Consider the following 25348-nt stretch of genomic DNA (forward strand, 5'->3'; position numbering starts at 1 on the left):
CGGAAACCGCCACGGACGGCGGCACCGACGCCGGGCCCCCGCCCGCGCAGCCGTGCGGCCTGAGTTACCTGGTCGTAATGCATCGGTGCGCCGTCTGTAGACTCATCGTCCGGAACGCCTGACCCCGATCCGAGGAGCGCCCACCCGTGGCTCTAGTCGTGCAGAAGTACGGTGGCTCCTCCGTCGCCGACGCCGATGGCGTCAAGCGGGTCGCCCAGCGCATCGTCGCAACGAAGAAGGCGGGCAACGACGTGGTGGTCGTCGTCTCCGCCATGGGCGACACGACGGATGATCTCATCGATATGGCCAAGCAGGTCAGCCCCCTGCCGCCGGGCCGTGAGCTGGACATGCTGCTCACCGCCGGCGAGCGCATCTCCATGGCGCTGCTGGCCATGGCCATCGCGAACCTGGGCCACGAGGCCCGCTCGTTCACCGGCTCCCAGGCGGGTGTGATCACCGACGGCTCGCACGGCAAAGCCAAGATCATCGATGTGACGCCGGGCCGGATCCGGACCGCGCTGGACGAGGGCTCGATCTGCATCGTGGCCGGCTTCCAGGGCGTCTCGCAGGGCACCAAGGACATCACCACACTGGGACGCGGCGGCTCCGACACCACCGCGGTCGCGCTCGCGGCCGCGCTGAACGCCGACGTCTGCGAGATCTACTCCGACGTCGACGGCGTCTTCACCGCCGACCCGCGCATCGTGCCCGCCGCGCACAAGATCCCGAAGATCTCCTACGAGGAGATGCTGGAGATGGCGGCGAACGGTGCGAAAATCCTGCATCTGCGCTGCGTGGAGTACGCGCGCCGCTACAACATCCCGATCCATGTGCGGTCCTCGTTCAGTCAGAAGGAGGGCACGTGGGTCGTCGACAGCAGCGAGATCGAAGGACAGGACATGGAGCAGGCGATCATCTCCGGTGTCGCGCACGACCGGAGCGAAGCCAAGATCACCGTCGTGGGGGTGCCGGACAAGGTCGGTGAGGCCGCGGCGATCTTCACGGTGCTGTCCGACGCCGAGATCAACATCGACATGATCGTGCAGAACGTGTCGGCGGCGTCCACCGGGCGGACCGACATCTCGTTCACGCTGCCGTCCACCGACGGGCAGACCGCGCTGACCGCCCTCAACAAGCTGAAGGAGCGGATCGGCTTCGAGTCGCTCCGCTACGACGACCGGATCGGCAAGGTGTCGCTGATCGGCGCCGGGATGCGCTCGCACCCGGGCGTCACGGCCAAGCTGTTCGGCGCGATCGCCGAGGCCGGCGTGAACATCGAGATGATCTCCACGTCGGAGATCCGGATCTCGGTCGTCGTCGCCCAGGACGACGTCGACACCTCGGTCGCCGCCGCGCACCACGCCTTCGACCTCGACTCCGAACAGGTCGAGGCCGTCGTCTACGGCGGCACCGGCCGCTGACCCTCCGCGCGGGCCGCGCCTCCCCGCGGGCGGCGCGGCTCCGCACGTCCGCCGCCGCACGTCCGCCTCCGGGCGGCGCCGCCGTGCGTTTCGGGAACCGCGCGCGGACGGCGGTAGTTCTGAGGATGTGAGTGCGACGAGGGGCTTCGCCTCCGACCTGCCGACGCTCGCGGTCGTCGGCGCGACCGGGGCGGTCGGTGCGGTCATGCTCGACCTGCTGTCCACCCGCCGGGACGTGTACGGGGAGATCCGCCTCGCCGGTTCCGAACGCTCCGCCGGACGGGGCCTCCGGCTGCGCGGCAGGACGGCCGAGGCGCTGGCGCTCGCCCCGGAGGTCTTCGAGGGCGTCGACGTGGCGGTGTTCGCGGTACCGGACGAGGTGGCCGCCGCATGGGCGCCGGTCGCGGTCCGGCACGGCGCCGCGGTGGTCGACGGGTCGCGCGCGTTCCGCGCCTTCCGGGACGTTCCGCTCGTCGTCCCCGAGGTGAACCCGGAGCGGGTGCGGGACCGTCCGCGCGGCATCGTCGCGGGCCCCGGCTGCGCGACGCTCTCGATGATCGTGGCGATCGGCGCGCTGCACGCGCGCTACGGGCTGCGGGAACTGGTCGTCGCGTCCTACCAGGCGGCCTCCGGCGCCGGACGGCACGGCACCGACACCCTGTACGCGCAGCTGGAGAAGGTCGGCGGCGACCGGGCGCTCGGCCGCCGCTCCGGCGACGTCCGCGGCGCCGTCGGCGACCTCGGCCCGTTCCCGGCGCCGCTCGCGATGAACGTCGTCCCGTGGACGGGGACGGGCGAGGACGGCGGCTGGACGTCCGACGAGCTCGGCCTGCGCGACGAGACCCGCCGGGTCCTGGGCCTGCCGGCGCTGAAGGTGTCGGCGACCTGTGTCCGCGTCCCGGTGATCATCGGGCATTCGATGGCCGTGCACGCCGTGTTCGAGGAGCGCACCGACCAGCGCGAGGCGCAGGAGGTCCTCGCCCGCTCGCCCGGCGTGGTCCTGTGCGACAGCCCCGAGACGCACGAGTTCCCGACCCCGGCCGACGTCGCCGGCACCGACCCCACGTGGGCCGGCCGCGTCCGCCGGTCGCTCGACGACCCGCAGGCCCTCGACCTGTTCCTGTCCGGCGACAACCTCCGCAAGGGCGCCGCGCTCAACACCGCCCAGACGGCCGAGCTGATAGCCGCCGAACTGACCGCCTGAACCCGCCGCCGCCGGCGGGGGCCGGGGTCCGCGGCATGAGCGGGACGTCGCGCGAGGGCTTTAGGGTGGCAAGCGTGACCGAGACGAAGGCCGTGAAGTCCGAGCAGACGCGGGCCGCGATCGTCGAGACGGCGCTGCGCCTGTTCCGGGAGCGCGGATACGAGGCGACGACGATGCGGGCGATCGCCAAGGAGGCGGGCGTCTCGGTCGGCAACGCGTACTACTACTTCGGGTCCAAGGAAGAGCTGATCCAGGCGTACTACGACGAGCTGCAGGACGAGCACGCCGCTGCCTGCCGGGCCGTCCTCGACACCGAGACGGAGTTCGCTGCCCGGCTGCTGGGCGTCCTGAAGGCCCGTGTCGACACGATGGTCCCGTACCACGAGTTCGCCGGGAAGTTCTTCAAGTTCGCCGCCGAGCCGACCAGCCCGCTCAACCCGTTCAGCGCCGAGTCCGGTCCGGCCCGCGACTCGGCGGTCGCGATCTACCGCCAGGTCGTCGAGGGCTCCGACCTGAAGATCGACAAGGAGTTCCGGGCGGAGCTGCCCGAACTGCTGTGGATCTACTCGATGGGCATCGTCCTGTACTGGGTGCACGACAGCTCGCCGGGCTGCCGCAAGACGTACCTCCTCGTCGAGCGGACGGTCCCGCTCGTCAACCGCATGGTGTCGATGTCCCGCCTGCCGGGCTTCAAGTCGGTGACGCGGGAACTGGTGGGCATCATCCGCGAGGTCCGCGCCTGACCCGCGCCGCGTCTGACCCGTGCCTGGCCCGCGTCGCGGCTCAGTGGAAGGTGATGTCCCAGTGGTCCTTCTCGCGGGCGAAGACGGTGCCGTCCGGTGAGCGGTAGAGGCGGGCGCCGTCGCCGCGCGTGCCGGCGGACGGGTAGCGCTTGATCGCCGCGTCCACGCACCGTCCGGGCGCGATGTCGAGCTTGTAGCCGTTCGAGTGGCTGTAGGCGCCGGTCGCGTGGCCGCGCTCGGTGCCGCCGGTGACGGTGATCGTGCAGCCGCTCGACTTCGCGAAGCCGATCAGCCCCTTGACCGTCCCCCACCGGACGCCCTCGAACGAGGTGCAGGTCCGGACCGTCCGGTCGGAGCAGTTCCCGGTCGAACGCCACCGGATGCCGGAACCGCGCAGTGCCGACTCGGCGAACCGCTGCTCAAGCCGCGACGACTCGGCCAACTCGGGCGTGCCCTCCGGCATGTCCTGCGCGGCCGTCAAGGTCGCGTCCTCGTCCGACCCCGGAGACCAGCCCGGTGTGGCCGGCGTATCCGAGGCGAAGGGCGCATCGCGTCCCGGGGCAAGGGCGGCCGGTGCGGTGGCGGGGGGCGGCGGCGGGGGCAGCGGGGCGGCTGCCGAGGCGGGGACGGGGGTGAGGATGGTCGCGGCGGTGACCAGGGACATGACCAGGGCGGTCAGGCGGACGGCCAGGCCCGGTATTCGGTCGGTGAAGGCGTGCCGGACGGGCGCATGGGCGTGCCGAAGGCGTGTCATGTGGTTCCCCCCGATCGGTGATCTTCGATGTACCGGGGGGTGCGCCGGCCGCGTTGATCAGCGGCCGACGCGAGAATGCCCGAGGCTCGATCTTGTAAACCCGGGGGACGGGCGGCCGGCCGCCCGTCCCCCGGGAGAAGTCACGACATGCCGAGATGTTTGCGGGCGAAGTTCATTTCCGCGGCCATCTGCGTGATGCGCTCCTCGACGACCAGGGAGCCGTGCCCCGCGTCGTACCGGTACACCTCGTGCGGCAGGCCCAGTTCGGCGAGGCGGCCGAGGTAGTTGTCGATCTGCCGGATGGGGCAGCGCGGGTCGTTCTCCCCGGCCAGGATCAGGACGGGCGCCTTGACCCGCGCGGCGTAGGTGATCGGGGACGATTCGCGGTAGCGGTCCGGGACCTCGTCCGGCGAGCCGCCGAACAGCGAGCGGTCGAACGCCTGCAGGCCCTCCATCTCGTCCTCGTAGGCGGCGACGTAGTCGGCGACGGGGACGGCGGCGACGGCGACGCTCCAGTCGTCCGGCTGCGTGCCGATGCCGAGCAGGGTGAGGAACCCGCCCCACGAGCCGCCCGTCAGCACGAGCCGGGACGGGTCGGCGAGGCCCGACTCGACGGCCCAGTCGCGGACGGCCTTGATGTCCTCCAGTTCGGTGAGCCCGACGCGGCCCTCGATGGCGTCCCGCCACTCCGAGCCGTATCCGGTGGAGCCCCGGTAGTTGACGCGGACGACCGCGAACCCGTGGTCCACCCAGGCGGCGGCGGTCGCCACGAACGAGTCGTCGTCCTGCGCGGTGGGGCCGCCGTGGACGTCGAAGACGGCGGGGTAGGGGCGGTCGCCGCCCGGCTTGCTGACCAGCGCGTGGATGCGGCCGCCGGAGCCGTCCACCCACACGTCCTCGACCGGGACGGACGGCGGGGCGGCAGGACCCGGCGGGGTGAGCACCACCGCGCCGGACGTGGAGCGGATCACGGGCGGCTCGGCGGCGGACGACCATGAGAACTCGACCGTCCCGTCCGGCCGGACGTCGGCGCCGCCGATCACCCCGCGCGGGGTGTCGATCCTGGTCAGGGCGGTGCTCTCCAGGTCGTAGCGGTACAGCTCGTCGCGCGCCTCGTGCGAGTGGGAGATCAGTAGCGCCGTCCCGTCCGGGTACCAGCCGGCGCCGATCTCGCCGGGCAGGTCGAGGACGATCTCGTGCTCGGTCCCGGCGACCGGGTCCCAGATGAGCATCTCGTCCCGGCCGCGCCGCTCATGGTTGACGAGCAGCCGCGCATCGCCGTCGACCGGGGCGAATCCGGCGCCGTAGACGCCCTTGCCGGGCCCGTCCCACAGGTCGGCGACCGTGGAGCCGTCAGGGCGGACCACGCGCAGCGCCATGTGCCGGCTGTCGCCGTGCTCACTGTGGCCTATCGCAATGAGGGTCTCGTCGCGCGAGAGGGCGGCGACGTGCGCGTCCTCTGCGTGGTGGTAGAGCACCTCTGGGGCGGACCCAGGACGGCACAGGTGAATGGTGTTGCCCTGGTCGGTCGTCCGTCCGACGAGGGCGAGACCACTGCGGCCCAGGGACAGCCCAGACGGATACGACGGCTCCAGCCCGGGAACGGCCGGCTCGCTCTCCGTCCCCTCGAACGGGACGCGGTTCCAGACGCCGAACTCGTCCCCGTCCGTGTCGGCGAACCACCACAGCCATTCGCCGGACGGGTCGACGGTTCCCATCCACGTGCCATTGGGACGATCGGTCATCTGACGGTGGGCACCGGTTTCCCGGTCCCACGCGTAGATCTCCCATGTCCCGGTCACGTTCGACCGGTAGATGCTGCGGTTCGGGGCGTCACGCGCCCATCGGGGCAGGCTCATCCGGGCGGCCCGGAAACGCGCCTTCCAGCGCTCGTCGTCGACCATGCCCCCAGTATCGCGATCTCAGGGGGTGGTCAGGCGCCCGAGGAGCTGGTCGATGGCCGCGCGGACCTGGCGGTCCATGGCCCGCGCGAACCCCGCCTCGACCGTGACCTGCGCGCCGGGACGCAGCCGGGCCAGCGTGTCGGTGAGTTCACCCAGGTCATGGTCGTCGATGCTCTTCACGACGTGCGTGCTGATCAGCTGGACGAACATGGTGGCGAGGTCGTCCATGCTGCGCTGGAGCTCCTGCCCGGCCGACAGGACCGCGTCCAGCGGCACCCCGGCGCGGACGAGCGCCACCGTCGCCTCCAGCTGGCGGCGGCTCCAGTGGGTGACGCGGTCGCCGTCGATCTCGATGTGGCCGAGCGCGACGGCCCGCTCCACCGCATCCGGGCGGACCTCGCCGGGGAACAGCGCCGCCAGCTCGTCCAGCGTCATCGTGACGGGGACCTCGTTCGACCACGGCGTCGTCACCGCCTTCTCGACGCCGAGGAGGGCGCCGATGTCGCGGCCCTGCTCCCACGCCGACAGCAGCTCCCGGATGCCCTCCAGGGTGTGCCCGCGTTCGAGCAGGTTCCCGATCATGCGGAGTCGGGCGAGATGGTCCTCGGAGTAGAGGCCGATGCGGCCCATGCGGCGGGGCGGCGGCAGCAGCTTGCGCTCCTGGTAGTAGCGCAGTGTCCGCACGGGCACGGCGGCCGCCGAGGCGAGTTCGCCGATGCGGTACTCGCGGCCACCGCCGCCGGGACGGTCCTCCGTCGGCTCTTCGCTCACGAGCGTCAGCATAGTTCGCGGCCGGACACGGTCACGGCGTTCAGCGTCCGGTAAAGGAACGGGATCGGGACGGCGGGCGTCTGACGTGCGTTGTCGTCCGAGAGAAAGGCCCCTCATGTCCAAGACCCGTCCCGCCGCACTCGCGCTGACCGTCCTGGTCGCCGCGTTCGGGTTGACCGCGTGCGGTCAGGACAGGTGGTGCGAGCACGACGCGACCGACACCAAGGTCAGCGACAGCTACTGCAAGAAGGGCACGCCCGGCTACGAGTGGGAGACGGACGGGCACACGAAGACGAAGCACAAGACGACCAGGCACACGAAGACGAAGCGCACGACGACGAAGCAAACCAAGACGAAGTCGCGCCGCTGAGGCTAGGGAGCCCGCCGGGCCGTCCTGAGCCTGCGTTGGCGGCGGCGGCGCCTCTCGTTCCCGGTCTGCGGAGCCTCGGCGGCGAGGAGTTCGCGGAGGGAGCGGGGAAGGATGTCCTCGCGCCGGTCGGTGAACGGTGAACGCATCGGATTCTCCCTTTCGGACGGCTCCGTCAGGCTGCGGTGCTGAGCTCGGGATAGACCTCGGACACGGTGCTGAGCGCCCAGCGCATCCGGCTGCGGTACGCCTCGGGGTGGTCGCCCGCCTCCTGCGCGACGAACGCGAGGCAGACGGAGCGGTCGCCGGAGCAGGCGCCGATCCGGTCCTCGATGGCCGCGCGGACCTGCTCGGCGGAGGGACGGTCCGACTCCTGCAGCCCGCTGCAGAACAGGATCTCGGCCAAGTCGGACGCGGTCATCGAGGTGAGGGTCGGCATGTTCGACATCGTGTGCCTTCTTCCTGCGTAGGGGCCTCGTTCCCCTGCTGCCAGATACGACTCTGCCCGCCGGGCGAAGTAACCGCCATACGGGAAAACCCCTAACCGCGCCGGGGTCATCCCCCGGACGGCGGGTTCCGGTCCGCGAACCCGTCCGCGAGCGCCGCCCGGAACGCGCGCACGGCCGGATGCTCGCCGCCTCCCCGGCGTGAGGCGGTGAACAGGCGCCGGATCCGGTCCTCCGCCGGCAGCCGGACGACCGGGACCGTCGGGGGACGTCCCGCCCAGACGAGGCCGGGCAGCAGCGCGGCGGCGTGGCCGCGCTCCACCAGCCGCAGGTGGAGCAGCAGGTCGGTGGACTCGAACCGGACGTCCGGCTCGAACCCGGCCGTCCGGCACAGCCTCACCGCCCACTGCCGGGACGCCGTCCCCACCGGCTCCATGACCCACGGGAGGCCGCCCAAACCACTCAGGCCGGCGTCCGGCGTGTGGCCGGGGAGCGCCAGCCGGATCTCGTCCTCGCCGAGCTCCTCGTACTCGACCCCCGCCGGGCGCGGCCCCGGCTCCCCCGGATACTCCTCGGTGATCACGAGGTCGAAGTCCCGGGCGAGGAGGGCGGGCAGCGCGCTCTCCGGCTCCCGCTGGGTGATCTCGATGCGCAGCCGCGGGTGGGCGGCGCGGAGCCGGCTGAGCGCGTCCGGGACGAGCGCGAGCGCGGCGGTCTGGAACGCGGCGACCCGCAGCACCCCGGTGAGGCCCGCCAGCGACGCCGCGAGATCGGCCTCGGCGCGTTCGAGCCGCTCCAGCACCGCCTCGGTGTGCGCGACGAGGATCTCCGCCTGCGCCGTCAGCCGGACCCGGCGTCCCACCGGCTCCAGCAGCGGGACCCCGACCTCCTTCTCCAGGACGGACAGCTGCTGCGAGATCGACGACGGGCTGTACGAGAGGGCCTCGGCGACGGCCGCGAGCGTCCCGCGGTGTTTCAGCTCGCGCAGCAGGCGCAGCCGGTGCAGGTCGAGCATGCCCGTCCATTCATCGGTTCAGCTGATGGTTATCGCTCGGAAACATTCGCTGGACCGACCATAGACCGCTGCGGAAACGTACGTCCCATGGTCGACGCCCCCGCCCGCTGGTTCAGCCGCCCGGCTGCCCGCGCCTGGACGTGCCCGCCGGCTCCCCGCGACGTCCCCGCCTTTCACCGGACGCTCCCCGGATACGCGCCGACGCCGCTCGTGGAACTGCCGCCGCTGGCCGCCGGACTGGGGGTGGAGCGCGTGTTCGTGAAGGACGAGTCGTCCCGTCTCGGGCTCCCCGCCTTCAAGATCCTCGGCGCCTCCTGGGGGATCTACCGGGCACTCTGCGACAGGTACCGGCTATCGGACGTCCCGCTGTCGCGGCTGCGCGAACTGGGCCCGGTCCGGCTGATCACGGCGACGGACGGCAACCACGGCCGTGCGGTCGCCGCGATGGCCCGCCTCTTGGGCCTGACGGCCGACGTCTACGTCCCGTACGGCGTCCACCCCGCCGCCATGGCGGCGATCAAAGCGGAGGGCGCCGGCCTGACCGAGGTCCCGGGCCCCTACGACGAGGCGGTGCGCCTCGCGGCGGACGTGGCGGCCGCCGACCCCTCCGCCCTCCTCGTCCAGGACACGGCATGGCCCGGCTACGAACGCGTCCCGCAGTGGATCGTCGAGGGCTACTCCACCCTTTTCACCGAGATCGACGACCAGCTGGCCGCAGCCGGTGCCGCCCCGGCGGGCTTGGTCGCCGTTCCGGTCGGCGTGGGTTCGCTCGCCCAGGCAGCCGTGACCCACTACAGGTCAGGCCCCTCCAGACCTACCGTTCTCTCCGTAGAACCGGACGCCGCGCCCTGCATACTGGCGAGCCTTCACCAAGAGGAGCCCCTGACCGTCGAGACGGGGTCGACCACCATGGCGGGCCTCAACTGCGCCACCCCGTCCGCCCTCGCCTGGCCCGTCCTGCGCTCCGGTCTGGACGCGGCCGTAGCGATAACCGACGCCGACGCGGCCCACGCAGCCGAGGACCTCTCCGCCCTCGGCGTATCCGCCGGCCCCTGCGGCGCCGCGTCCCTCGCCGGAACCCGGACGGCCCTACCCCACCGACCCGCCCTGGCCCCCGAGCACGTCCGGACGATCGTCCTGCTGAACACAGAGGGCCAAGCGGCCAACCCCTCCCTCCCCTGACATCGCCTCACCCTGGCCCCGGGTCATGCCGGACGGCCGTCCTGCTGGAAACTGAAGGTCGTGGGGCCTGGAGCCATTGCGGACGGCTGTGTCGTTGAGTGGGGTGGCCGGGTACGTGCGTATGAACGTTCGTAGCGCGGCTGATCCTTACAGTGCCGATCGTTGCAGTGCCGATTGTCAGGGTGGGTGGGATGGGCGATGAGGGCCGCGAGTACCGGGTCGAGGAGCTGGCGGCCGAGGCGGGGGTGCCCGTCCGGACGCTGCGCTACTACCAGGAGCGGCGGCTGCTGCCCGCGCCGCGGCGGCAGGGAAGGGTCGCCTACTACAACGCGTCCCATCTGGGGCGGCTGCGCCTGATCGCGGATCTGCTCGACCGCGGCCACCGGCTGGACGGCATCGAGGAGCTGATCGCCGCCGCGGACGAGGGACGCGACGTGACCGAACTGCTCGGCTACGAGTGGGCCGCCGCTACGCCGTGGGCGGAGCGCGAGTCGGCCGAGGTGAGCCCGGCGGAGCTGGCCGCGGTCTTCGACGGGCGGCTCACTCCGGAGATCATCGCGGAGGCGGCCGAGCTGGGCTACATCACGGTCGACGGCGAGCGGGTCGTGATCAACAGCCCGCGGCTGTTCGACGCGGCGGTCCAGCTCGTCCGGGCCGGGATCCCGCTGCGGTCGATCCTGGCCATGAGCTGGGAGCTGGAGGCCGCGTTCGACCGGATGGCGTTCGGCTTCGTCCAGCTGGTCAGGAGCGGGCTGCCGGACGACCGGGCCGGCGACCCGTCGCCGGACGAGCTGGACCGGCTGGCCGAGCTGGTCGGGCGGCTGCGCCCCATCGCCCGGACGGTCGCCGACGAGCATTTCGCCCGCGCGATGGACCGCCGCCTCACTAAGGACATTTCGGAGATCAAGGAGCACATCCGGCCTACGCGCCGGTAACATACCCCTACCGCATCCCCGCGGGATTGCTTTACTCTCAGCAACAGTCCCAGTCTGCACTGGGAACGAGTCGCGAGGGGGTCGCACGGTGGCAGGGACGAACGACGGTCGGGTGGCAGTGGTGACGGGCGCCGCCCGTGGACTCGGCGCGCTGCTCGCCCGCGGGCTGGCGGACCGCGGCATGAAGGTGGCGCTGCTCGGCCTGGAACCCGCCGAGCTCGCCGAGACCGCCGCCGCCTGCGGCCCGGACGCCCGGCACTGGGAGGCCGACGTCACCGACGACGCGGCCCTTGCCCGGGTGGCGTCCGAGATCAAGGCGGTCTACGGCCGCGTCGACATCGTGATCGCGAACGCGGGCATCGCCACCGGCGGCCCGGTCGAGTACTCCGATCCGCGCACGTTCAGCCGCGTCATCGAGGTCAACCTGCTGGGCAGCGTCGCCACCGCCCGCGCTTTCCTGCCCGCGCTCCGCGAGAGCAAGGGCTACTTCTTTCAGGTCGCGTCGCTCGCCGCGCTGTGCCCGGCGCCGATGATGGCCGCGTACTGCGCCAGCAAGTCGGGTGTCGAGGCGTTCGCGCACAGCCTGCGCGCCGAGGTCGCCCACCACGGCGTCCGGGTCGGCGTCGGCTACCTCAGCTGGACGGACACCGACATGGTCCGCGGGGCCGACCAGGACGCCGCGCTCGCCGGCATGCGGGCGAAGCTGCCGTTCCCGACCAACCGCACCTACCCGCTGGAGCCGACGGTCGATCGGCTGGTGGCCGGGATCCTGCGCCGCCGCGCCCACGTGTACGGGCAGCGCTGGCTGCCGTTCCTGCAGGGCGTGCGCGCCTTCATCCCCGCGACCGTGACCCGGCACGCGCGCCGGCATCTCGCCGACTCCGAGAGCCAGTGGCTCGCCGCCGGCGCGGACACCCGCCTCGTCGGCGCGGGCGGTGCCGCCAACGAGACCCGGGACGTCGCATGAAGCCCGATCTGCAGCGCTTCCTCGCCGACCGCATCGACGAGATCACCGCGGAGATGGTCGGCGAGATCGCCGCCCGCGTCCCCGCCTACACGCACCTGCGGCCCGGCGAGATCTCCAACCTCGTCGAGGAGGCCATCGCGGTCTACTCGGGGGCGCGCGAGCCGCGCGCCGTGCTGCCGGTGTTCCGCGCGCTCGGCGCCGGCGAGGCCTGCGCCGGGCACGACGTCCGGCACCTGGAGTCCGCGCTGCGCACCGGCGCCCGCGTCCTCGTCCGCCGGACGGCCGGCGCCGCGGCCCGCCTCTACCCGCCGACGGCGGAGTTCATCACGGTCATGGAGACCGCCTTCACCGCCGAGAGCGCGATCGTCGGGGCCGCGGTCGACGCCTACCGGCGGGCGGCGCGCCCCGCCGTGGCGCGCCGCCTCTACCCGCTGCTGAGCGGCAACTGACCGGCACGAGAGACCGCGGCGCCGGGCCGGTGAAAGGCCGCCGGGGTCGTCCGGCAGGCTGCTAGCGCTCCTGGACGGCCCTCTCGTTCGGGACGCAGTGCGTCATCTGCAGGCCGCCGACGTCCCGCGGGCCGTTCTTGCCGAGGTTCGCGAGCCGCTCCCGGTCCTCGTCGGTGAGGTCCTGGCCGGGCAGCGGATCCAGGTGCTGGACGTCGTCCGGCCCGATGCCGAGGCCCTCGCCGACGCGCAGCCCGAGGTCGTCCTCGACGAGCAGGAAATGCCACACCATCCGTTCCTGGACGGGACGCGCGCACTCGGAGATGAGCTCGACGAAATTGCGCACGAGGTCGTCGCGCTCCCAGTCCTCCATGAGGCAGTAGCGCTGACCGGCCTGCTTGTAGTCGTTCGCCCGCGCGATGCGCTTGCGCGTCAGCCGGCCCCGGATCTCCGGACCCTGCTCGTCGTGCGCCGGGGACTGGCCTTCCCGCAGCCCGCCGGTAATCGACGGCTCGTAGTTCACGTGCGGGTTCTCGCCGCCGACGTCCACGTGGTAGGTCATCTGGCCGTCGCGCTGGTTCGTCCGCACATTCGCGCCCTTGGCGCGGTTGACGGGCAGCTGCAGATAGTTCGGCCCGACCCGGTAGCGCTGGGTGTCGCTGTAGGAGAACGTCCGCCCGACGAGCATCTTGTCGTCGGAGAAGTCGAGGCCGTCGACCAGGACGCCGGTACCGAAGGAGATCTGCTCGTTCTCGGCGAAATTGTCGTCGACGTTCCGGTCCAGGACGATCCGCCCGACGGGCTTCGCGGGGAACTCGTTCTCGGGCCACACCTTGGTGTCGTCGAGCGGGTCGAAGTCGAGTTCCGGATGGTCGTGGTCGTCCATCATCTGGACGAGCAGCTCCCACTCCGGGAAGTCGCCGCGGTCGATGGCGTCGCGCAGGTCCTTCGTGGCGTGCCCGAGGTCGCCTGCCTGCACGTTCGCCGCGTCCTCCGCGGTCATGCTCCGCACGCCCTGCTTCGGCATCCAGTGGTACTTGACGAGCTTCGTCTCGCCCGACTCGTTCACCCACTTGTAGGTGTTCACGCCGAAGCCCTGCTGGTGCCGGTAGTCGGCCGGGATTCCGCGCGGGCTGAACACGTTGACGAGCATGTGCATCGACTCGGGGGTCTGCGACATGAAGTCGAAGATGCGCGCCGGCTCCTGCCGGAACGTCACCGGATCCGGCTTGAGGGAGTGGATGACGTCCGGGAACTTGATGGCGTCCCGGATGAAGAACACCGCCAGGTTGTTCCCGACGAGGTCCCAGTTGCCGTCCTCGGTGTAGAACTTGATGGCGAATCCGCGCGGGTCGCGGGCGGTTTCCGAGGAGTCCCGCCCGCCGATGACCGTGGAGAAGCGAAGCGCGATCGGGGTGCGCTTTCCCTCCCGCTGGAACAGCTTGGCCCGCGTGTAGTTCGCGATGGGCTCGTCGCCCCATTTCCCGTACGACTCGAAGAACCCGTGCGAGGTCGTGCCGCGCGCGTGCACGACCCTTTCCGGTATCCGCTCCCGGTCGAAGTGGCTGATCTTCTCCAGGAACTGGTAGTTCTCCAGCGTGGCCGGGCCCCGCGACCCGATCGTCCGCTGGTTCTGGTTGTCAGAGACCGGGTGGCCCTGCCGGTTGGTCAGCACCGGACGATCGTCCCCCGGCTGCGGTCCCTTGCTCGCAACGTCCGTCACGACGCCTGCTCCTCTCCACGTCCTCCGGTGCGCCCTACCCGAAAACGAGCAAGTAAACGGTCCGAAACGAGCAAAGACGCCTGTCGCTGCGGGCGGCCCGGCCCTCACCGCTCCCGGCCGGACGCGGGGAGCCTGCGAGGATGGGGCGGATGATCCAACGTCGACCCTCGCGCCTTGATGTGGACCCGTCATGCGCGGAGGGCGGCGGCGAGGTCGTCGAGGTACCGGGAGACCGGGCCGAGGGTGAGGACGCCGCTGCCCGCGCCGGCCAGTTCGGCGGCGGCCGGGGCGAGCGCGTCGTGGGCGCGTTGCATCGTCTCATGGTCGGCCACGGCCAGGGCCGCTGTGGCGGTCAGGCACCACAGGGCCTCGAACAGCAGGTCGCGCGGGGGGTCGGGGACGTCCCGCAGTGCGGCGGCGGCCTCGTTGTCCGGACGGCCGCGCGCCAGCAGCACCAGGGGACGCGCCCACGGCTCGTAGGGCCCCCAGTCGGACGGGCCGGTCTGGGCGGGCCGCCGGTGCTGGACGCGCAGGGAGAGGAGGGCGAGCGGCAGCAGCCCGTCCTCCAGGCCCGGCATGCCGGAGCTCCGCGTGCGCGCGGCGGCGTTCCGGTAGGCGGCCTCCGCCTCCGCCAGACCGGCGCCGGACGCGGCGAGGCGCAAGGCCCGGTACCAGGTGGTGAAGACGCCCACCAGCGGACGTTCGTGACGTTCCGCCAGGCGGTCGGCGGCGGCCGCGTGCTCGTCCGCCGCGCCGAAATCGCCGAGCGCGCTGCGCGCCTGCACGCGGATCAGCCGCCCGAGCACCTCATAGTTCGCCAGGTCGTGCCGGACGGACAGGCCGACCAGCTCGGCGCCGATCTCGTCCCGTCGTGGAGCCGACCCCGCCCGGTCGAAGGACTGCATGAACACGCCGTTCAGCGTGAAGGCGAGCAGCGCCGGATCGTCCAGGTCGCGGGCGGCCTCCTCCGCTTCCCGAGCCGCCTCGCGTGCCCGTTTCGTGCCGGTGCCGCGCGACTCCAGGGCGATCGTGGCGAGCAGCCGGGCCCGCGCGGCGCCGTGCCCGGCCGGGAGCGCGGCGAGAGCGCGCTCGGCCGCCGCCACGACCCGGGCCGCCTGCGGCGGATCGTCCGAGCGGGTCCAGATCGCCGGGACGTCGTACGCGCCGATCACCCGCGCGGTGAGTTCCGGGTCGCCGAGTTCCTCGGCCGCGGTGATCGCCGGCATCCGCTGCTCACGGGCCGCCTCCAGACCCCCGCCGCCGGTCACCGCGAGGTTGCGCAGGAGGCCGACCGTCGACTCCAGGCGGGACCGTGCCCCGGTCGCCACGGTGCGGTCGTAGGCTTCGGCCGCCTGAGCCCACAACCGCGACGCCGCGTCCAGGTGGTCGGCCTGGCGGAGGACGTCCTCTTCTAGGCGGCGCAGGTCCGGGCCTGGGTCGATCCCCAGTTGCTCTACGAGGAGTCCTCGTGCTCGGCGAAGTACTGCCAGCGCGTCCCCCTGGCGGCCGGTGCGGTAGAGGGCGAGCGCGAGCAGGCGCCAGGCGTCCTCGCGCCATGGATGCTCGGCGACGTGCGCGTCCAGGTCCGGCACCGCGTCCGCGGCCCGGCCCAGCGCCAATTGCGCCTCGGCTCGCAGCTCGATCGCGCGCAACCGCAGCTCCGCCAGCCGGGACCGCTCCGCGCGCGCCCAATGCTCGTCGGCGAACTCCGCGTAGGCGGGGCCGCGCCACAGGCCGAGCGCCTCGCCGAGGTCTTCGAGCCGGGCCGCCGGGGGACGCGTCGCGGCCACGGCCTCCTCGAAACGCCAGGCGTCCACCCCGTCCGGGCCGGGGCGCAGCGCATATCCCGGCCCTTCGGTGACCAGTAGCCGGGAGGGCGCCCTGGGTGGACGAGCGGGCTCCAGGACGCGCCGCAAGGCCGCCACGAACGTGCGCACCGCCCCGACGCCGTCCGATGGCGGGTCCGTCCAGAGGTCGTCCACCAGCAGAGAAACCGGGACGATCCGCCCACGCGCGATGATCAGGCGGGCCAGCACCGCGCGGTGCCGCGGCCCCTTCAGGGCGATCGCGTTCCCGGACCCGTCCCAGGCCGTCACCGGGCCCAGCACCCCGAACAGGACGTCCACGGCCGCCACCGTACAGCGCGCTCATCGGATGCTCATTCGCGCCGGGCAGCGTTGGGGGCATGCCGACCATCACTGGATTCGAATACGAGCGCGTCCCTGTCGCGGAGGACGTTTCCCTCAATGTGGCCGTGGGAGGGTCGGGTTCACCGATCGTCCTTCTGCACGGCTTTCCGCAGACGCACCTGATGTGGAGGCACGTCGCCGAGGACCTCGCCGCCGACCACACCGTCATCTGCCCCGACCTCCGTGGATACGGCGCCAGTGACAAGCCGGACGCGGGCTACTCCAAGCGCACCATGGCCGCCGACATCGTCGCCTTGGCGCGCGCGCTCGGCCACGACCGGTTCGCCCTGGCCGGCCATGACCGCGGCGCCCTCGTCGCGTTCCGCGCCGGCCTCGACCACCCCGACGTCATCACCCACCTGGCCTGCCTCGATGTCCTGCCGACCCTGGACATGTGGGACGTCATGCACGGCACCACCGCCGCCGTGGGCTTCCACCTCTACCTGATGGCCCAGCCGCCCGGCCTGCCCGAGCAGCTGATCGGCGGTGCCCCGGACGCGTTCTTCGGCCACTTCCTCGACCTGTGGGGGAATGACCCGTCCGCGATCCCGCCCGACGTCCGGGCCGCCTACCTGGCCGCCTGCCGTGACGCGATCCCGTCGATCGTCGCCGACTACCGCGCGTCCGCCGGCGTCGACGTCGACCACGACGAGACCGACCGCGACGCCGGGAACCGGCTGCGGATGCCCGTCGCCGTCCTCCAGCAGGACTGGGGCGCGGCCCTCGGCTACGACGCCGTCGCGCTCTGGCGCGCCTGGGCGTCCGATCTCCACCACGGCACCGTGACCTGCGGCCACTTCATGGCCGAGGAGGCCCCCGCGGAGATCACCAAGGCCCTCCGCGCCCTCCTGGCCCGCTAGGACGCGGTGGACGGGCGGCGATCAGCGCGCTACCAGGGCGGCCCGCCCTGCAGATCGCTTACCGGAAGTAGTTCTCGAACCCGTGCGCCATCGATTCGGCCATGCGCTGCCGGAACGAGGCGCTGGACATCTTCGCCGCGTCCCCCGGGTTCGCCATGTTGCCGCACTCGATGAACGCGGCGGGCACCGTGGACATGTTCAGCCCGCCCAGGTCATCGCGCTGGTCGAGGCCGTCCTTGCCGATGTAGGTGGCGAACGGCAGGCCCGTCCCCGCGCGGTAGGCGTCGCGCACCGCGAGCCCGAGCCGGTGTGATTCGTCCACGATGTCCTTGTTCTTGCCCACGGGCAGCGGGACGATGACGTGGAACCCGTGCCCGGACGCGGCGGAGCCGTCGGCATGGATCGACAGCGTCGCGTCCGCGTGCACATCGTTGGCGAGCGCCGCGCGCTCCGTGATGCACGGGCCGACACCGGTGTCGTTCTTGCGCGTCAGCGTCACCTTCGCGCCCTCGGCCAGCAACTGCCGCGCAAGCCGGTTCGCCACGTCCCAGGTGAACGCGTGCTCGCTGTAGCCATCGGGCGTACTGGTGCCGGTCGTGTTGCACGCCTTGTAGCCGTTCCCGACGAAGACCTGCTTGTTGATCTCCTCAGGGTGGGACGCGTTGGCGCCGTTGTGCCCGGGGTCGAGCACGATCACCTTCCCCTTCACCGGAGACGCGCTCTCTGTGGCGGACTTGCCCGTCGCCGGTGTCTCGCGTCCGCCGCCGCCCGACGACCCGCCCCCCGACGACCCGCCGCACGCGACCAGCAACCCGAGACACAACACCGCCCCGGCCACCGGACCACCCGCATACCCCCGCACAAGCCCGCCTCCCCCGAAGCCGCCCTCCATCCCACTCAGTCTGCACCCAGAGCCATCAGCCCAAACGCTCGGATCCGGCCGGCGGGGCAGGCATCAGCCGGCGGATCCCGATGAACGCGCGTTGGGTGGGACGCCCCGCAGGACGTCCCACCCAATGCGCTTGGCGGGGGGCCGGGTCAGCTCTTGGTGAACTGGGCGATGGCGCCGAGGGTCACCGCGTCGGTGAGGTAGCCGAGGTGTGTCTGGCAGACCACGTAGTGGTTGTTCGCGCCGCTCAGACGGGTGCTGGTGTAGGGGATGATGATGCCGTCGCAGGGCGAGTACCAGGTCGCGTACTGCGTGTTGCCCGGCGTCTCGTCGCCCGCGCTGATCTGCTGGATGAAGGACGAACCGGGAAGCATCTGGCGGCACGTCGCGAAGATGGTGCAGGCACTGGCGAACGTGGTCCCGTGGTTGGCGCCCGCGATCGAGGCCAGGTGCGCGACGTTGCCGTTGCCGTTGAGGACCTTCAGGTAGTACTGGCTGACCAACCCGCCCATGGAGTGGTTGACGATGTCGACCTGGGAGGCGCCCGTCCGCGACTTCACCTGGTTGACGTACGAGGCGAGACCGGCGGCGTTCTGCTTGTTGTCGCCGTAGGAGTTGTACTCGTACGCGAACAGCTGGTCGCTGCTGTAACCGGCGGCGCGGAACACCGACATGGCCGTGACCCAGTTGGACGCGCTACCGGTGTAGCCGTGCACGAACACGACGGGGCGCGGGCCGGCGGCGTTCGCCGGGGCCAGTCCGAGCCCGAATGTCGCCAGCGCCGCGCACAGGGCCACGAGCGATCCGAGGATCCGTTTCATGGGGCCTCCAGGGGTGGGGTGAACCAACGCCCTGAACTGTGACCTCTCGGATCCGCTCCCGCATCGGCGAAATCACCGGTCTCATGCCGGTGGCCGGGTCAGGTGGACCAGACGAAACCCTTGGCGTTACCGCCCGCGATCCGTCCGGTACCGGTGCCGTACTGGACGACCTGGAACCGCACGCGGTAGCCGTTGCGCACCGTGTCCGCCGCGACGTTGTAGTGGAGGAACGTCGAACCATTGCTGGCGACGTATTCGGCGATCGGGCCGTTGTCGACGCCGCCGCCCGACTCGGCGCGCTCGATCACGCGCGCCTGCAGCTCCGTGCCCGGCGGCAGTCCCTCGATCCGGACGTTCGCGGTGAGCGCGTAGCGGGCGGAGCCGATGATGAGCGACGGCCCGCCCTGGTTCCAGTGGTGGTGCGCCGAGTCGGAGTACTCCTTGCCCCAGTTGATCGTCACCCACTCGCCGGGCGGGAGGTCCTGCCCCTCCGTCATCCCGACGGACACGTAATCCGGCATGTCGTCCTCCTCGATCTCGGCGGGCATCCCGGCCCGCACCCACGCGTACAGCTGGTCGCCCGGACAGGACGTGGCGTACACGTCGCGGTGCCCGAGCTTCGCCAGGTTCCGGCCCGCACGCCGGCCGGCCTCGTCGTACAGCGCCCGGATGGACCGCGTGGCCGCCGTCGTGGCGTCGCCGTCCCGTCCGATCATGCAGACGCCGATCCCGGACGCGTTGTGGCCCGGCGCGTGCGCGCCGACCGTCAGCCACCCGCGGCCCTCGTAGATCCGGCCCTGGACGTCGACCAGGAAGTTGTAGCCGATATCGGACCAGCCGCGTCCGTCCATGTGAAAGTCCTGGATCGACCGCACCGACTGCGTGGTGGGGCCTTCGGAGTAATGGACGATGAACTCGGTTCGGTCTCCCCAGCTGACCGTCGAGCGGGACCGCGGGGCGCGGGCGCCCCACTCCGCCCGGCTGATGATGTCCACGGCCGGTCCTCCCAACGGATTGCAACGTGACCGGAAAGCCTAGGCGCTTCGCCGATGGCGTTCGCCTCGAACAGGTGAACAGCCGTCCAAGCCGCACCAAGACCGGCTTTACCCCGCCCTCTCTCCGCCAACCAAACCGCGGGACCAGCAATCCGAAACAGAGAGCGATGATGTGCTTACCAAGAGTCTCCGGTGGGCATAGCTGACCGGCATGGGGAGGACGCCGGGACGGCTCGCCGGCTGCGGCGACGGGGGTTCGGGAGGCGCCGCATGACGAGCGACGACGATGCGACGGTCCCGGCTCGGGCCCGCGTGCCGCGGGTGCTGCGCTGGTGGCCGCCGCTGTTCGCCCTCTGGATGCTGTTCGTGGGCGAATGGTCCTGGTTGATCGGCGTCTGGGGCGCGGTCATGGCGCTGATCGGCGCGGTGAGCGCCGGCCTGGTGGTGTCGGCGGGGCTGCTGGACGCTCGGGGACGGTGGCGCTGGTGCCGCGAACTCGGCCCGGCCGCGGTCGCGGCGATCGTGGACTTCGCGATCGTGGTCCACGTTCTGGCGACATCGATCGCCGCCGGCCGGCGCGAGGCCGGCGTTTTCCTGGAGGACGCCAGCGAGGCCGGTCGCGGATCGCTGCCGGCGGGCCGGCGGGCGTGGGTGGAGATGGTGGCGGGCTGGCCGCCGAACTGCTACGTCCTCGACATCTCACCCGATACCGGACGACGGCTGATCCACGACCTCCGTCCGCACCGGGCATCGGAGCGTCCCTCGTGACCCGGCCCCTGTTCCTGGTGGCGGCGGCCGTCCTGCTCGCCGGCTGGCTGCCGCTGCTGCTCGTCGGCGTCCGCGCGAAGGCGATCGACGGCGTGGCCGCGCTCCAGGCTGCGGGGACGCAGACGACGCTGGTGCTGGTCTGCCTGACCGTGGGGCTGCAGCAGTCGTCCTTCGGCTCCGTCGCGCTGATCACCGCGGTGTGCGCGGTCGTCAGCGGGTTGGTCTTCGCCCGGTTCCTGGACCGGCTGCCGTGAGCGCCGCGGAACTGGCCGCGCAGGCGCTGCTCTGGACGGGTGTCGCCGCGCAACTCGTGTCCTGCGCCGGGGTGTGGTGGATGCGCGACGTCTTCGACCGGCTGCACTACACCGCCGCGTCCACCGCCGTCGGGCCGGTGCTCATCGGCACGTCCGTCGTCGTGACCGGCGGTGCCGGTGGCGTGTCCGGGACGGTCGAGGTGGTCACGGCGTGCGCGGTGCTTCTGCTGCTCAGCCCCGTGGTCACCCACGCGGTCGGACGGGCGGCGCGGCGCATGCTGTACGGCGACATCGGCCCCGGCCCGGGGGAGGCGGCCGAGTCGTGACGGCGACGCTGACGACCGTCCTGCAGGCGATGGCGCTCACCCTTGCCGGCGTCCTGGCCGTGGCCACGGTCCTGGTGCGGGACCCTCTGCGCCAGGTGGTCGTGTTCAGCCTGTTCGGCCTGTCGCTCGTCATGGCGTTCGCGACGCTGATGGCGCCCGACGTGGCGATCGCGGAGGTGGCGGTCTCCTCGATCGGCGTGCCCATGGTGCTGCTGCCCGTCATCTACCTCACCCACGGGGGAGGGAAGGGATGAACAGGAAGTGGCGGCGAGCGCTGGTGCTGCCCCCGCTGGCGGCCATCCTCAGCGTCCTCATCTGGGGCTACACCGGCCTTCCCGGCTTCGGCTCCCGGATCGGCGAGTACGGCGACCTCATCAACGGGCACGCCCAGACCCAGCGGCACATCACGAACTACGTGACCGCCGTGATGTTCGACTACCGCGGCCTGGACACGATGATCGAGGAGTTCATCCTCTTCACCGCCGTGATGGGCCTCGTCCTGCTGCTGCGCTCCAGCCGGGACGTCGCCGAGCAGCGTCCGCGCGACGTCGTGACCAGCGATGCCGTCCGCACCGTCGGCGGCACTCTGGCGCCGGTCCTCCTGCTGTTCGGCCTCTGGGTGATCACCTTCGGGTACATCACGCCCGGCGGCGGGTTCCAGGGCGGCGTGATCGCTTCCGCCGGCGCGCTGATGCTGTGGGCGGCCGGCGGCTACCGGCATTTCCGCCACCTGGCACCGTCCACGCTGCTGGACGCGGCCGAGGGCCTCGGCGCCGCCGCCTATGTCGCGGTGGGCTTCCTGGGCCTGGCCGCCGGCGCCGCCTTCCTGTCGAACACCATGCCGCTCGGATCAGCCGGAACGCTCGCCTCCAGCGGCACGATCGCCCCCCTGAACTGGGCCGCCGGCATCGAGGTCACCGCCGCATTCGTCCTGATCTACCGCGAGTTCATCGAGGAGTACATCCAGACGTTCCCCGGTGCGAGGGCGGAGCAATGACCTATTACCCGTACGCGGTGGCCGGCGTGCTGTTCGTCGCCGGTCTGTACGGGGTGGCGACCAGCCGCAGCTATGTCCACCTCGGCGTGTGCCTGAACATCATGCAGTCGTCGACGTACCTGCTGCTGCTGGCCGTCGGCTACCGCCGCGGCTCCTCTCCACCGGTCACCAAGGGGCAGCCGCCAGGCACCCCGTTGACCGACCCTGTGGTCCAGGCTCTGACCCTCACCGACATCGTGGTGAGCGTCGTCGTCCTGGCCCTGGTCTTGTCGCTCGCTCTCCAGGCTCACCGCCACGCAGGGACAGTGGACCCAGAGCAGATGCGTCCCACACGCGGATGAACCAGCTAGTCCCCCTGGTAGTCGCGCTGCCCCTGGTCTGCGCCGCCCTCCTGGCCGCCGTAGGCACCCACCTGCCTCGCCTGGTTCCGGACGCGCTGGCCATAGCCTGTGCCGCCGCCGTGGCCGTCATGTCGCTGACCCTCACCCTCCAGTCGGGCGACCGCACGATCGTCTACTGGTTCGGCGACTGGCGCCCGGTACGGGACGGCTTCCCATGGGGAATCGGCTTCGTCGTCGAGCCCCTCGCCGCCGCCGAGGCAACCTTGGCCGCGGTCACCGTCCTGGCGGCCCTGGTGTTCTCGTGGGGGCATTTCGAGCACGTCCGCCACCTCTTCTATTCACTCATGCTGGCCTTCCTGGCAGGCATGGTGGGCTTCGTCCTCTCCGGCGACCTCTTCAACATCTTCGTGTTCCTGGAGCTGATGAGCGTCGCCGCCTACGCGCTGAGCGGCTACCACGTGACACGCCCAGAAGTCCTCCAGGGCGCACTGGACTTCGCGGTACTCAACACAATCGGAACGCTGACTCTGCTCATGGGCATCGGCGTCCTCTACGGCCACACAGGCAACCTCAACCTGGTGGGCATAGGCACCACCCTGACCCGAGACCACCCCTCCGGCCTCCTCACCCTCGCCCTGACCCTGATAACGGTGGGCTTCCTGGTAAAAGCGGGAACGGCGCCATTCCACTTCTGGCTGGCGGACGCCTACGGTGTGGCAACGGCCCCCGCGGCCGCCATCTTCACGGCGGTGATGAGCGACCTGGCCTTCGACGTCTACTCCCGCGTCCACACCACGGTCTTCGCCCCGATGCTCGGCACCAGCGACGCAGTACGCCATGCCCTCCTGGCCCTGGCCCTGCTAAGCGCAACTCTTGGCGCCGTCATGTGCTTCCTGGAAGCCGGCCTGAAACGCCAGCTGGCATTCATGACCGTGAGCAACGGCGGCGTGGTCCTGGCGGGCATAGCCACTCTGACGGACACCGGCCTGGCCGGCTCAGTCATGTACATCATCGCCGCCGGGCTCCTGCGCGGCGCACTGATGCTGTGCCTGGGCATGCTGATCGTCCGCCTGGGATCGGCAGACGAAATGGTCCTCCACGGCAGAGGAAGAACTGGTCACGCCAGGCTCGCCGTCCTCCTGACGATATGCGCCGTCGGCCTCGCCGCCCCACCGGGCTTCGGCCCGTTCCTGTCGGTATCGCTGATCTACGACGCACTCACAACCACCGGCTACGCCTGGGCGCCCCCTGTCCTGGCCTTGTGCATAGCCATCAGCGCCGGCGCACCCCTCCGCGCTATCGCGCGCATCTTCCTGGGCTGGAGCCCCGCCCACGACCCAACCCTGACCAGCCAGGAACAGAAACCCCGTCGCCCTCGCGCCGGCCACCACCGCCTATGGCCCCTGACCGCCCCCCTGCTGCTAGCCCTGGCCGGCTACTTCCTGGCCTTCGCCCCCGACCTCCCCGCCCACGCGATAAAGGCCGCAACCGCCCTACACGACCACACCGCCCACGCTGCCCTAATAACCCACGGAACCACCCCGCCCCCAACTCCCCTCCCCGAGCACGCCATCTCCCCGCGCGACTGGCTCTACAGCACGATCTCTTTCGCAGGCGCCTTCCTAGTCGCCGCGATAGGCCTCTACTGGAAACGACTTCCCGCTGCTCTGAAAAGTCCGCTACGCGCCTGCATTCGCCCACCGATAGTCGCAGTGAAAACCATCCACAGCGGCAGCATCGGCGACTACACGACCTGGCTGATCGTCGCCACCGCAGCCCTGGCCCTGGCTTGGGCCGCCACCCTCTGAGCACGGGAAACCGCTGCTCACCGACGGGAGCGCGCTGGACGGCTGGTCGGCGTCGATCGCCCGGCCGAGCCGTCCCGCGATCAGCGGTACTCGTTCTCCTTCAGTTCGATGACCCACGCGCGACGCTCGGCGATCTTGCCGTCCCGCATGACGAACACCTCCGCCATGGACATGCGCATCTCACCGCCCGCGGCCCGCTTCACCGTCCCCGTCATCTCCGCCATGACGACGTCACCCTGCTCGACCATGCGCACGACCTCCAGCTTGGGAGGATTGACGAACTCGGGCGGCCCGTCGATCGCCTGGTCATAGGCATCTTTGCCGGTCAGGTGGAAGCCGCCGAAGACGGTCCACTCAATGTCGTCGGTCAAGCAGGACAGGATCTGCGCGTGATCGTTCTTCCGGAACCCGTCCAGGTAGGCGTTGACGGTCTCGACGTTCCGTGACATGTGCGTCCCCCCGCATCCGGTGTGCTCGACGGGCCGCAGCGGCCCCTCCCCGATAGATCGGAGCGGCCCGCCCGTCCTCGACATGCCGGCTGCGCCTCAGCGCCCCGTCTTCGCGCGCTCGTAGTGGCGGGCGGCCTTCGCGCGGTTGCCGCAGACGGCCATCGAGCACCAGCGGCGGGTGCCGCTCTTGGTGGTGTCGTAGAAGTGCAGTACGCAATCAGGGTGCGCGCACGGCTTCACGCGGCCCGGGGCGTCGCCCATGAGCCGCAGGTAGTCGGCGGCGGCCAGCCAGGACGGCAGCCATGCCGGATCGTCGGTCCGCGGATGCTCCTCCAAGCCGCCGGGCCCGAGCCGGTAGTGCAGCGCGCCGCGTTCGAGGACCCGGTTGCACGCGTCCACCGTTTCAGGGGACGGGCCCTGATCCAGGAGCGCCAGAAGGATCCCGCGCGTCTCCACCGTGGCATCGAGCGTCGCGGGATCGGCCGCGGTCCGATCCCGCAGCCCCACCGAGCGCAGCCAGACGGCGAGCCCGTCGGTGGAGTCGAGCAGATCGTGCTGGACGCGATCGTCCACCCACCGTGTGTTGAGCAGGTCCAGGAACAGCGGCTCCCCGACCAGCGGACGAGGGTCCCCGGCGTCCCGTTCCTGCGCTCCATGCTGCGCTTGCACAACCCAATTCTACCCGGCTATCGCCGCTTAGCCGGTTGACGATCGACGCCCTAACTATCTATCTTCAAATAGCCAGTTAGATCAAGCGTCAAGCTCGGGCGGGA

The 25348-nt window shown here is 71.2% G+C and carries 29 protein-coding genes; 16 read left to right on the forward strand and 13 right to left on the reverse strand.

Annotation, left to right across the window (positions count from 1 at the left end):
• Window positions 1-146 precede the first annotated feature (146 nt).
• The 3 genes from AL2_RS01355 to AL2_RS01365 all read left to right on the forward strand — a co-directional run bounded on the left by AL2_RS01355 (window position 147) and on the right by AL2_RS01365 (window position 3368).
• Entirely contained in the window at window positions 147-1421 is a 1275-nt protein-coding gene (locus AL2_RS01355) for an aspartate kinase (RefSeq protein ID WP_067628324.1), read from the forward strand.
• Window positions 1422-1548: 127 nt separating this feature from the next.
• Window positions 1549-2625, forward strand: coding sequence for an aspartate-semialdehyde dehydrogenase (locus tag AL2_RS01360; RefSeq protein ID WP_281181557.1), 1077 nt, complete (start codon window positions 1549-1551; stop codon window positions 2623-2625).
• Window positions 2626-2699: 74 nt separating this feature from the next.
• Entirely contained in the window at window positions 2700-3368 is a 669-nt protein-coding gene (locus tag AL2_RS01365; protein WP_157437945.1) for a TetR/AcrR family transcriptional regulator, read from the forward strand.
• Window positions 3369-3408: 40 nt separating this feature from the next.
• Here the strand turns inward: AL2_RS01365 and AL2_RS38415 are convergent, their stop codons facing one another.
• The 3 genes from AL2_RS38415 to AL2_RS01380 form a co-directional block, all read right to left on the reverse strand.
• A complete protein-coding gene (locus AL2_RS38415) occupies window positions 3409-4122 on the reverse strand; it encodes a hypothetical protein (RefSeq protein ID WP_210747738.1) in 714 nt (237 codons plus the stop codon).
• Between the two features lie 140 nt (window positions 4123-4262).
• Window positions 4263-6026 (reverse strand): S9 family peptidase, encoded by a 1764-nt coding sequence (locus AL2_RS01375; RefSeq protein WP_067628329.1) that lies wholly within the window; start codon window positions 6024-6026, stop codon window positions 4263-4265.
• Window positions 6027-6044: 18 nt separating this feature from the next.
• Complete coding sequence (locus tag AL2_RS01380; protein WP_245666244.1) at window positions 6045-6797, reverse strand: MerR family transcriptional regulator; 753 nt, start codon at window positions 6795-6797, stop codon at window positions 6045-6047.
• A gap of 115 nt (window positions 6798-6912) precedes the next feature.
• Here AL2_RS01380 and AL2_RS01385 point away from each other — a divergent pair, with 115 nt between their 5' ends.
• The gene (locus tag AL2_RS01385) at window positions 6913-7167 is read left to right on the forward strand and encodes a hypothetical protein (RefSeq protein WP_067628333.1); all 255 of its coding nucleotides are present in this window, start codon (window positions 6913-6915) and stop codon (window positions 7165-7167) included.
• A 2-nt stretch (window positions 7168-7169) separates the two neighbouring features.
• On the opposite strand, the gene AL2_RS37120 is transcribed toward AL2_RS01385, so the two are convergent.
• The 3 genes from AL2_RS37120 to AL2_RS01395 form a co-directional block, all read right to left on the reverse strand.
• A complete protein-coding gene (locus tag AL2_RS37120; RefSeq protein ID WP_157437946.1) occupies window positions 7170-7313 on the reverse strand; it encodes a hypothetical protein in 144 nt (47 codons plus the stop codon).
• Window positions 7314-7339: 26 nt separating this feature from the next.
• Window positions 7340-7612: a hypothetical protein gene (locus tag AL2_RS01390; RefSeq protein WP_083945822.1), complete on the reverse strand. Its 273-nt coding sequence runs from the start codon at window positions 7610-7612 to the stop codon at window positions 7340-7342.
• Window positions 7613-7719: 107 nt separating this feature from the next.
• Window positions 7720-8625 (reverse strand): LysR family transcriptional regulator, encoded by a 906-nt coding sequence (locus AL2_RS01395; protein ID WP_067628334.1) that lies wholly within the window; start codon window positions 8623-8625, stop codon window positions 7720-7722.
• 87 nt (window positions 8626-8712) lie between these two features.
• Here AL2_RS01395 and AL2_RS01400 point away from each other — a divergent pair, with 87 nt between their 5' ends.
• From AL2_RS01400 to AL2_RS01415, 4 genes are all read left to right on the forward strand, one after another.
• Window positions 8713-9807, forward strand: coding sequence for a pyridoxal-phosphate dependent enzyme (locus AL2_RS01400; RefSeq protein ID WP_067628337.1), 1095 nt, complete (start codon window positions 8713-8715; stop codon window positions 9805-9807).
• A 191-nt stretch (window positions 9808-9998) separates the two neighbouring features.
• Complete coding sequence (locus tag AL2_RS01405; RefSeq protein ID WP_067628339.1) at window positions 9999-10742, forward strand: MerR family transcriptional regulator; 744 nt, start codon at window positions 9999-10001, stop codon at window positions 10740-10742.
• Between the two features lie 112 nt (window positions 10743-10854).
• Window positions 10855-11709: an SDR family oxidoreductase gene (locus AL2_RS01410; RefSeq protein ID WP_157437948.1), complete on the forward strand. Its 855-nt coding sequence runs from the start codon at window positions 10855-10857 to the stop codon at window positions 11707-11709.
• Window positions 11706-12158 carry an RsbRD N-terminal domain-containing protein gene (locus AL2_RS01415; RefSeq protein ID WP_067628343.1) on the forward strand — a complete coding sequence of 151 codons (453 nt, stop codon included), beginning with the start codon at window positions 11706-11708 and terminating at the stop codon, window positions 12156-12158. Before AL2_RS01410 ends, AL2_RS01415 begins: the two co-directional genes overlap by 4 nt.
• Before the next feature lie 61 nt (window positions 12159-12219).
• Here AL2_RS01415 and AL2_RS01420 read toward each other — a convergent pair whose 3' ends face one another.
• Together AL2_RS01420 and AL2_RS01425 are read right to left on the reverse strand one after the other, a co-directional pair.
• Complete coding sequence (locus AL2_RS01420; protein WP_067628345.1) at window positions 12220-13878, reverse strand: catalase; 1659 nt, start codon at window positions 13876-13878, stop codon at window positions 12220-12222.
• A 188-nt stretch (window positions 13879-14066) separates the two neighbouring features.
• Window positions 14067-16004, reverse strand: a complete 1938-nt coding sequence (locus AL2_RS01425; protein ID WP_067630020.1) for an AfsR/SARP family transcriptional regulator — start codon at window positions 16002-16004, stop codon at window positions 14067-14069.
• A 59-nt stretch (window positions 16005-16063) separates the two neighbouring features.
• Here AL2_RS01425 and AL2_RS01430 point away from each other — a divergent pair, with 59 nt between their 5' ends.
• A complete protein-coding gene (locus tag AL2_RS01430) occupies window positions 16064-16927 on the forward strand; it encodes an alpha/beta fold hydrolase (protein ID WP_067628347.1) in 864 nt (287 codons plus the stop codon).
• 58 nt (window positions 16928-16985) lie between these two features.
• Here AL2_RS01430 and AL2_RS01435 read toward each other — a convergent pair whose 3' ends face one another.
• The 3 genes from AL2_RS01435 to AL2_RS35945 form a co-directional block, all read right to left on the reverse strand.
• On the reverse strand, window positions 16986-17636 hold the full coding sequence (locus AL2_RS01435) for an N-acetylmuramoyl-L-alanine amidase (RefSeq protein ID WP_245666245.1): 651 nt from the start codon (window positions 17634-17636) through the stop codon (window positions 16986-16988).
• 329 nt (window positions 17637-17965) lie between these two features.
• Entirely contained in the window at window positions 17966-18637 is a 672-nt protein-coding gene (locus tag AL2_RS01440; protein ID WP_083945823.1) for an esterase/lipase family protein, read from the reverse strand.
• A 98-nt stretch (window positions 18638-18735) separates the two neighbouring features.
• A complete protein-coding gene (locus tag AL2_RS35945) occupies window positions 18736-19632 on the reverse strand; it encodes an N-acetylmuramoyl-L-alanine amidase (RefSeq protein ID WP_083945824.1) in 897 nt (298 codons plus the stop codon).
• Between the two features lie 270 nt (window positions 19633-19902).
• On the opposite strand from AL2_RS35945, the gene AL2_RS37965 reads away from it, so the two are divergent.
• Genes AL2_RS37965 through AL2_RS01480 form a run of 7 tightly spaced genes read left to right on the forward strand, consistent with a single transcriptional unit; the run spans window position 19903 to window position 24126 of the window.
• A complete protein-coding gene (locus tag AL2_RS37965; protein ID WP_067628350.1) occupies window positions 19903-20400 on the forward strand; it encodes a hypothetical protein in 498 nt (165 codons plus the stop codon).
• The gene (locus AL2_RS37970) at window positions 20397-20654 is read left to right on the forward strand and encodes a monovalent cation/H+ antiporter complex subunit F (protein ID WP_067628352.1); all 258 of its coding nucleotides are present in this window, start codon (window positions 20397-20399) and stop codon (window positions 20652-20654) included. The genes AL2_RS37965 and AL2_RS37970 overlap by 4 nt, the downstream gene beginning before the upstream one ends.
• Window positions 20651-20980 (forward strand): monovalent cation/H(+) antiporter subunit G, encoded by a 330-nt coding sequence (locus tag AL2_RS01460; RefSeq protein WP_067628355.1) that lies wholly within the window; start codon window positions 20651-20653, stop codon window positions 20978-20980. The genes AL2_RS37970 and AL2_RS01460 overlap by 4 nt, the downstream gene beginning before the upstream one ends.
• Window positions 20977-21234, forward strand: coding sequence for a Na(+)/H(+) antiporter subunit B (locus AL2_RS01465; protein ID WP_210747740.1), 258 nt, complete (start codon window positions 20977-20979; stop codon window positions 21232-21234). Before AL2_RS01460 ends, AL2_RS01465 begins: the two co-directional genes overlap by 4 nt.
• Entirely contained in the window at window positions 21231-21977 is a 747-nt protein-coding gene (locus AL2_RS01470; RefSeq protein WP_067628357.1) for an MnhB domain-containing protein, read from the forward strand. The genes AL2_RS01465 and AL2_RS01470 overlap by 4 nt, the downstream gene beginning before the upstream one ends.
• The gene (locus AL2_RS01475; RefSeq protein ID WP_067628359.1) at window positions 21974-22318 is read left to right on the forward strand and encodes a sodium:proton antiporter; all 345 of its coding nucleotides are present in this window, start codon (window positions 21974-21976) and stop codon (window positions 22316-22318) included. Before AL2_RS01470 ends, AL2_RS01475 begins: the two co-directional genes overlap by 4 nt.
• Entirely contained in the window at window positions 22315-24126 is a 1812-nt protein-coding gene (locus AL2_RS01480; protein ID WP_067628360.1) for a complex I subunit 5 family protein, read from the forward strand. The genes AL2_RS01475 and AL2_RS01480 overlap by 4 nt, the downstream gene beginning before the upstream one ends.
• Before the next feature lie 80 nt (window positions 24127-24206).
• Here the strand turns inward: AL2_RS01480 and AL2_RS01485 are convergent, their stop codons facing one another.
• Complete coding sequence (locus tag AL2_RS01485) at window positions 24207-24575, reverse strand: nuclear transport factor 2 family protein (RefSeq protein WP_067628362.1); 369 nt, start codon at window positions 24573-24575, stop codon at window positions 24207-24209.
• Window positions 24576-24671: 96 nt separating this feature from the next.
• Complete coding sequence (locus tag AL2_RS01490) at window positions 24672-25244, reverse strand: CGNR zinc finger domain-containing protein (RefSeq protein WP_067628364.1); 573 nt, start codon at window positions 25242-25244, stop codon at window positions 24672-24674.
• Window positions 25245-25348 lie beyond the last annotated feature (104 nt).

Origin of the sequence: Actinomadura latina NBRC 106108 (assembly GCF_001552195.1) — a bacterium.
Taxonomy (GTDB): Bacteria; Actinomycetota; Actinomycetes; order Streptosporangiales; family Streptosporangiaceae; genus Spirillospora; species Spirillospora latina.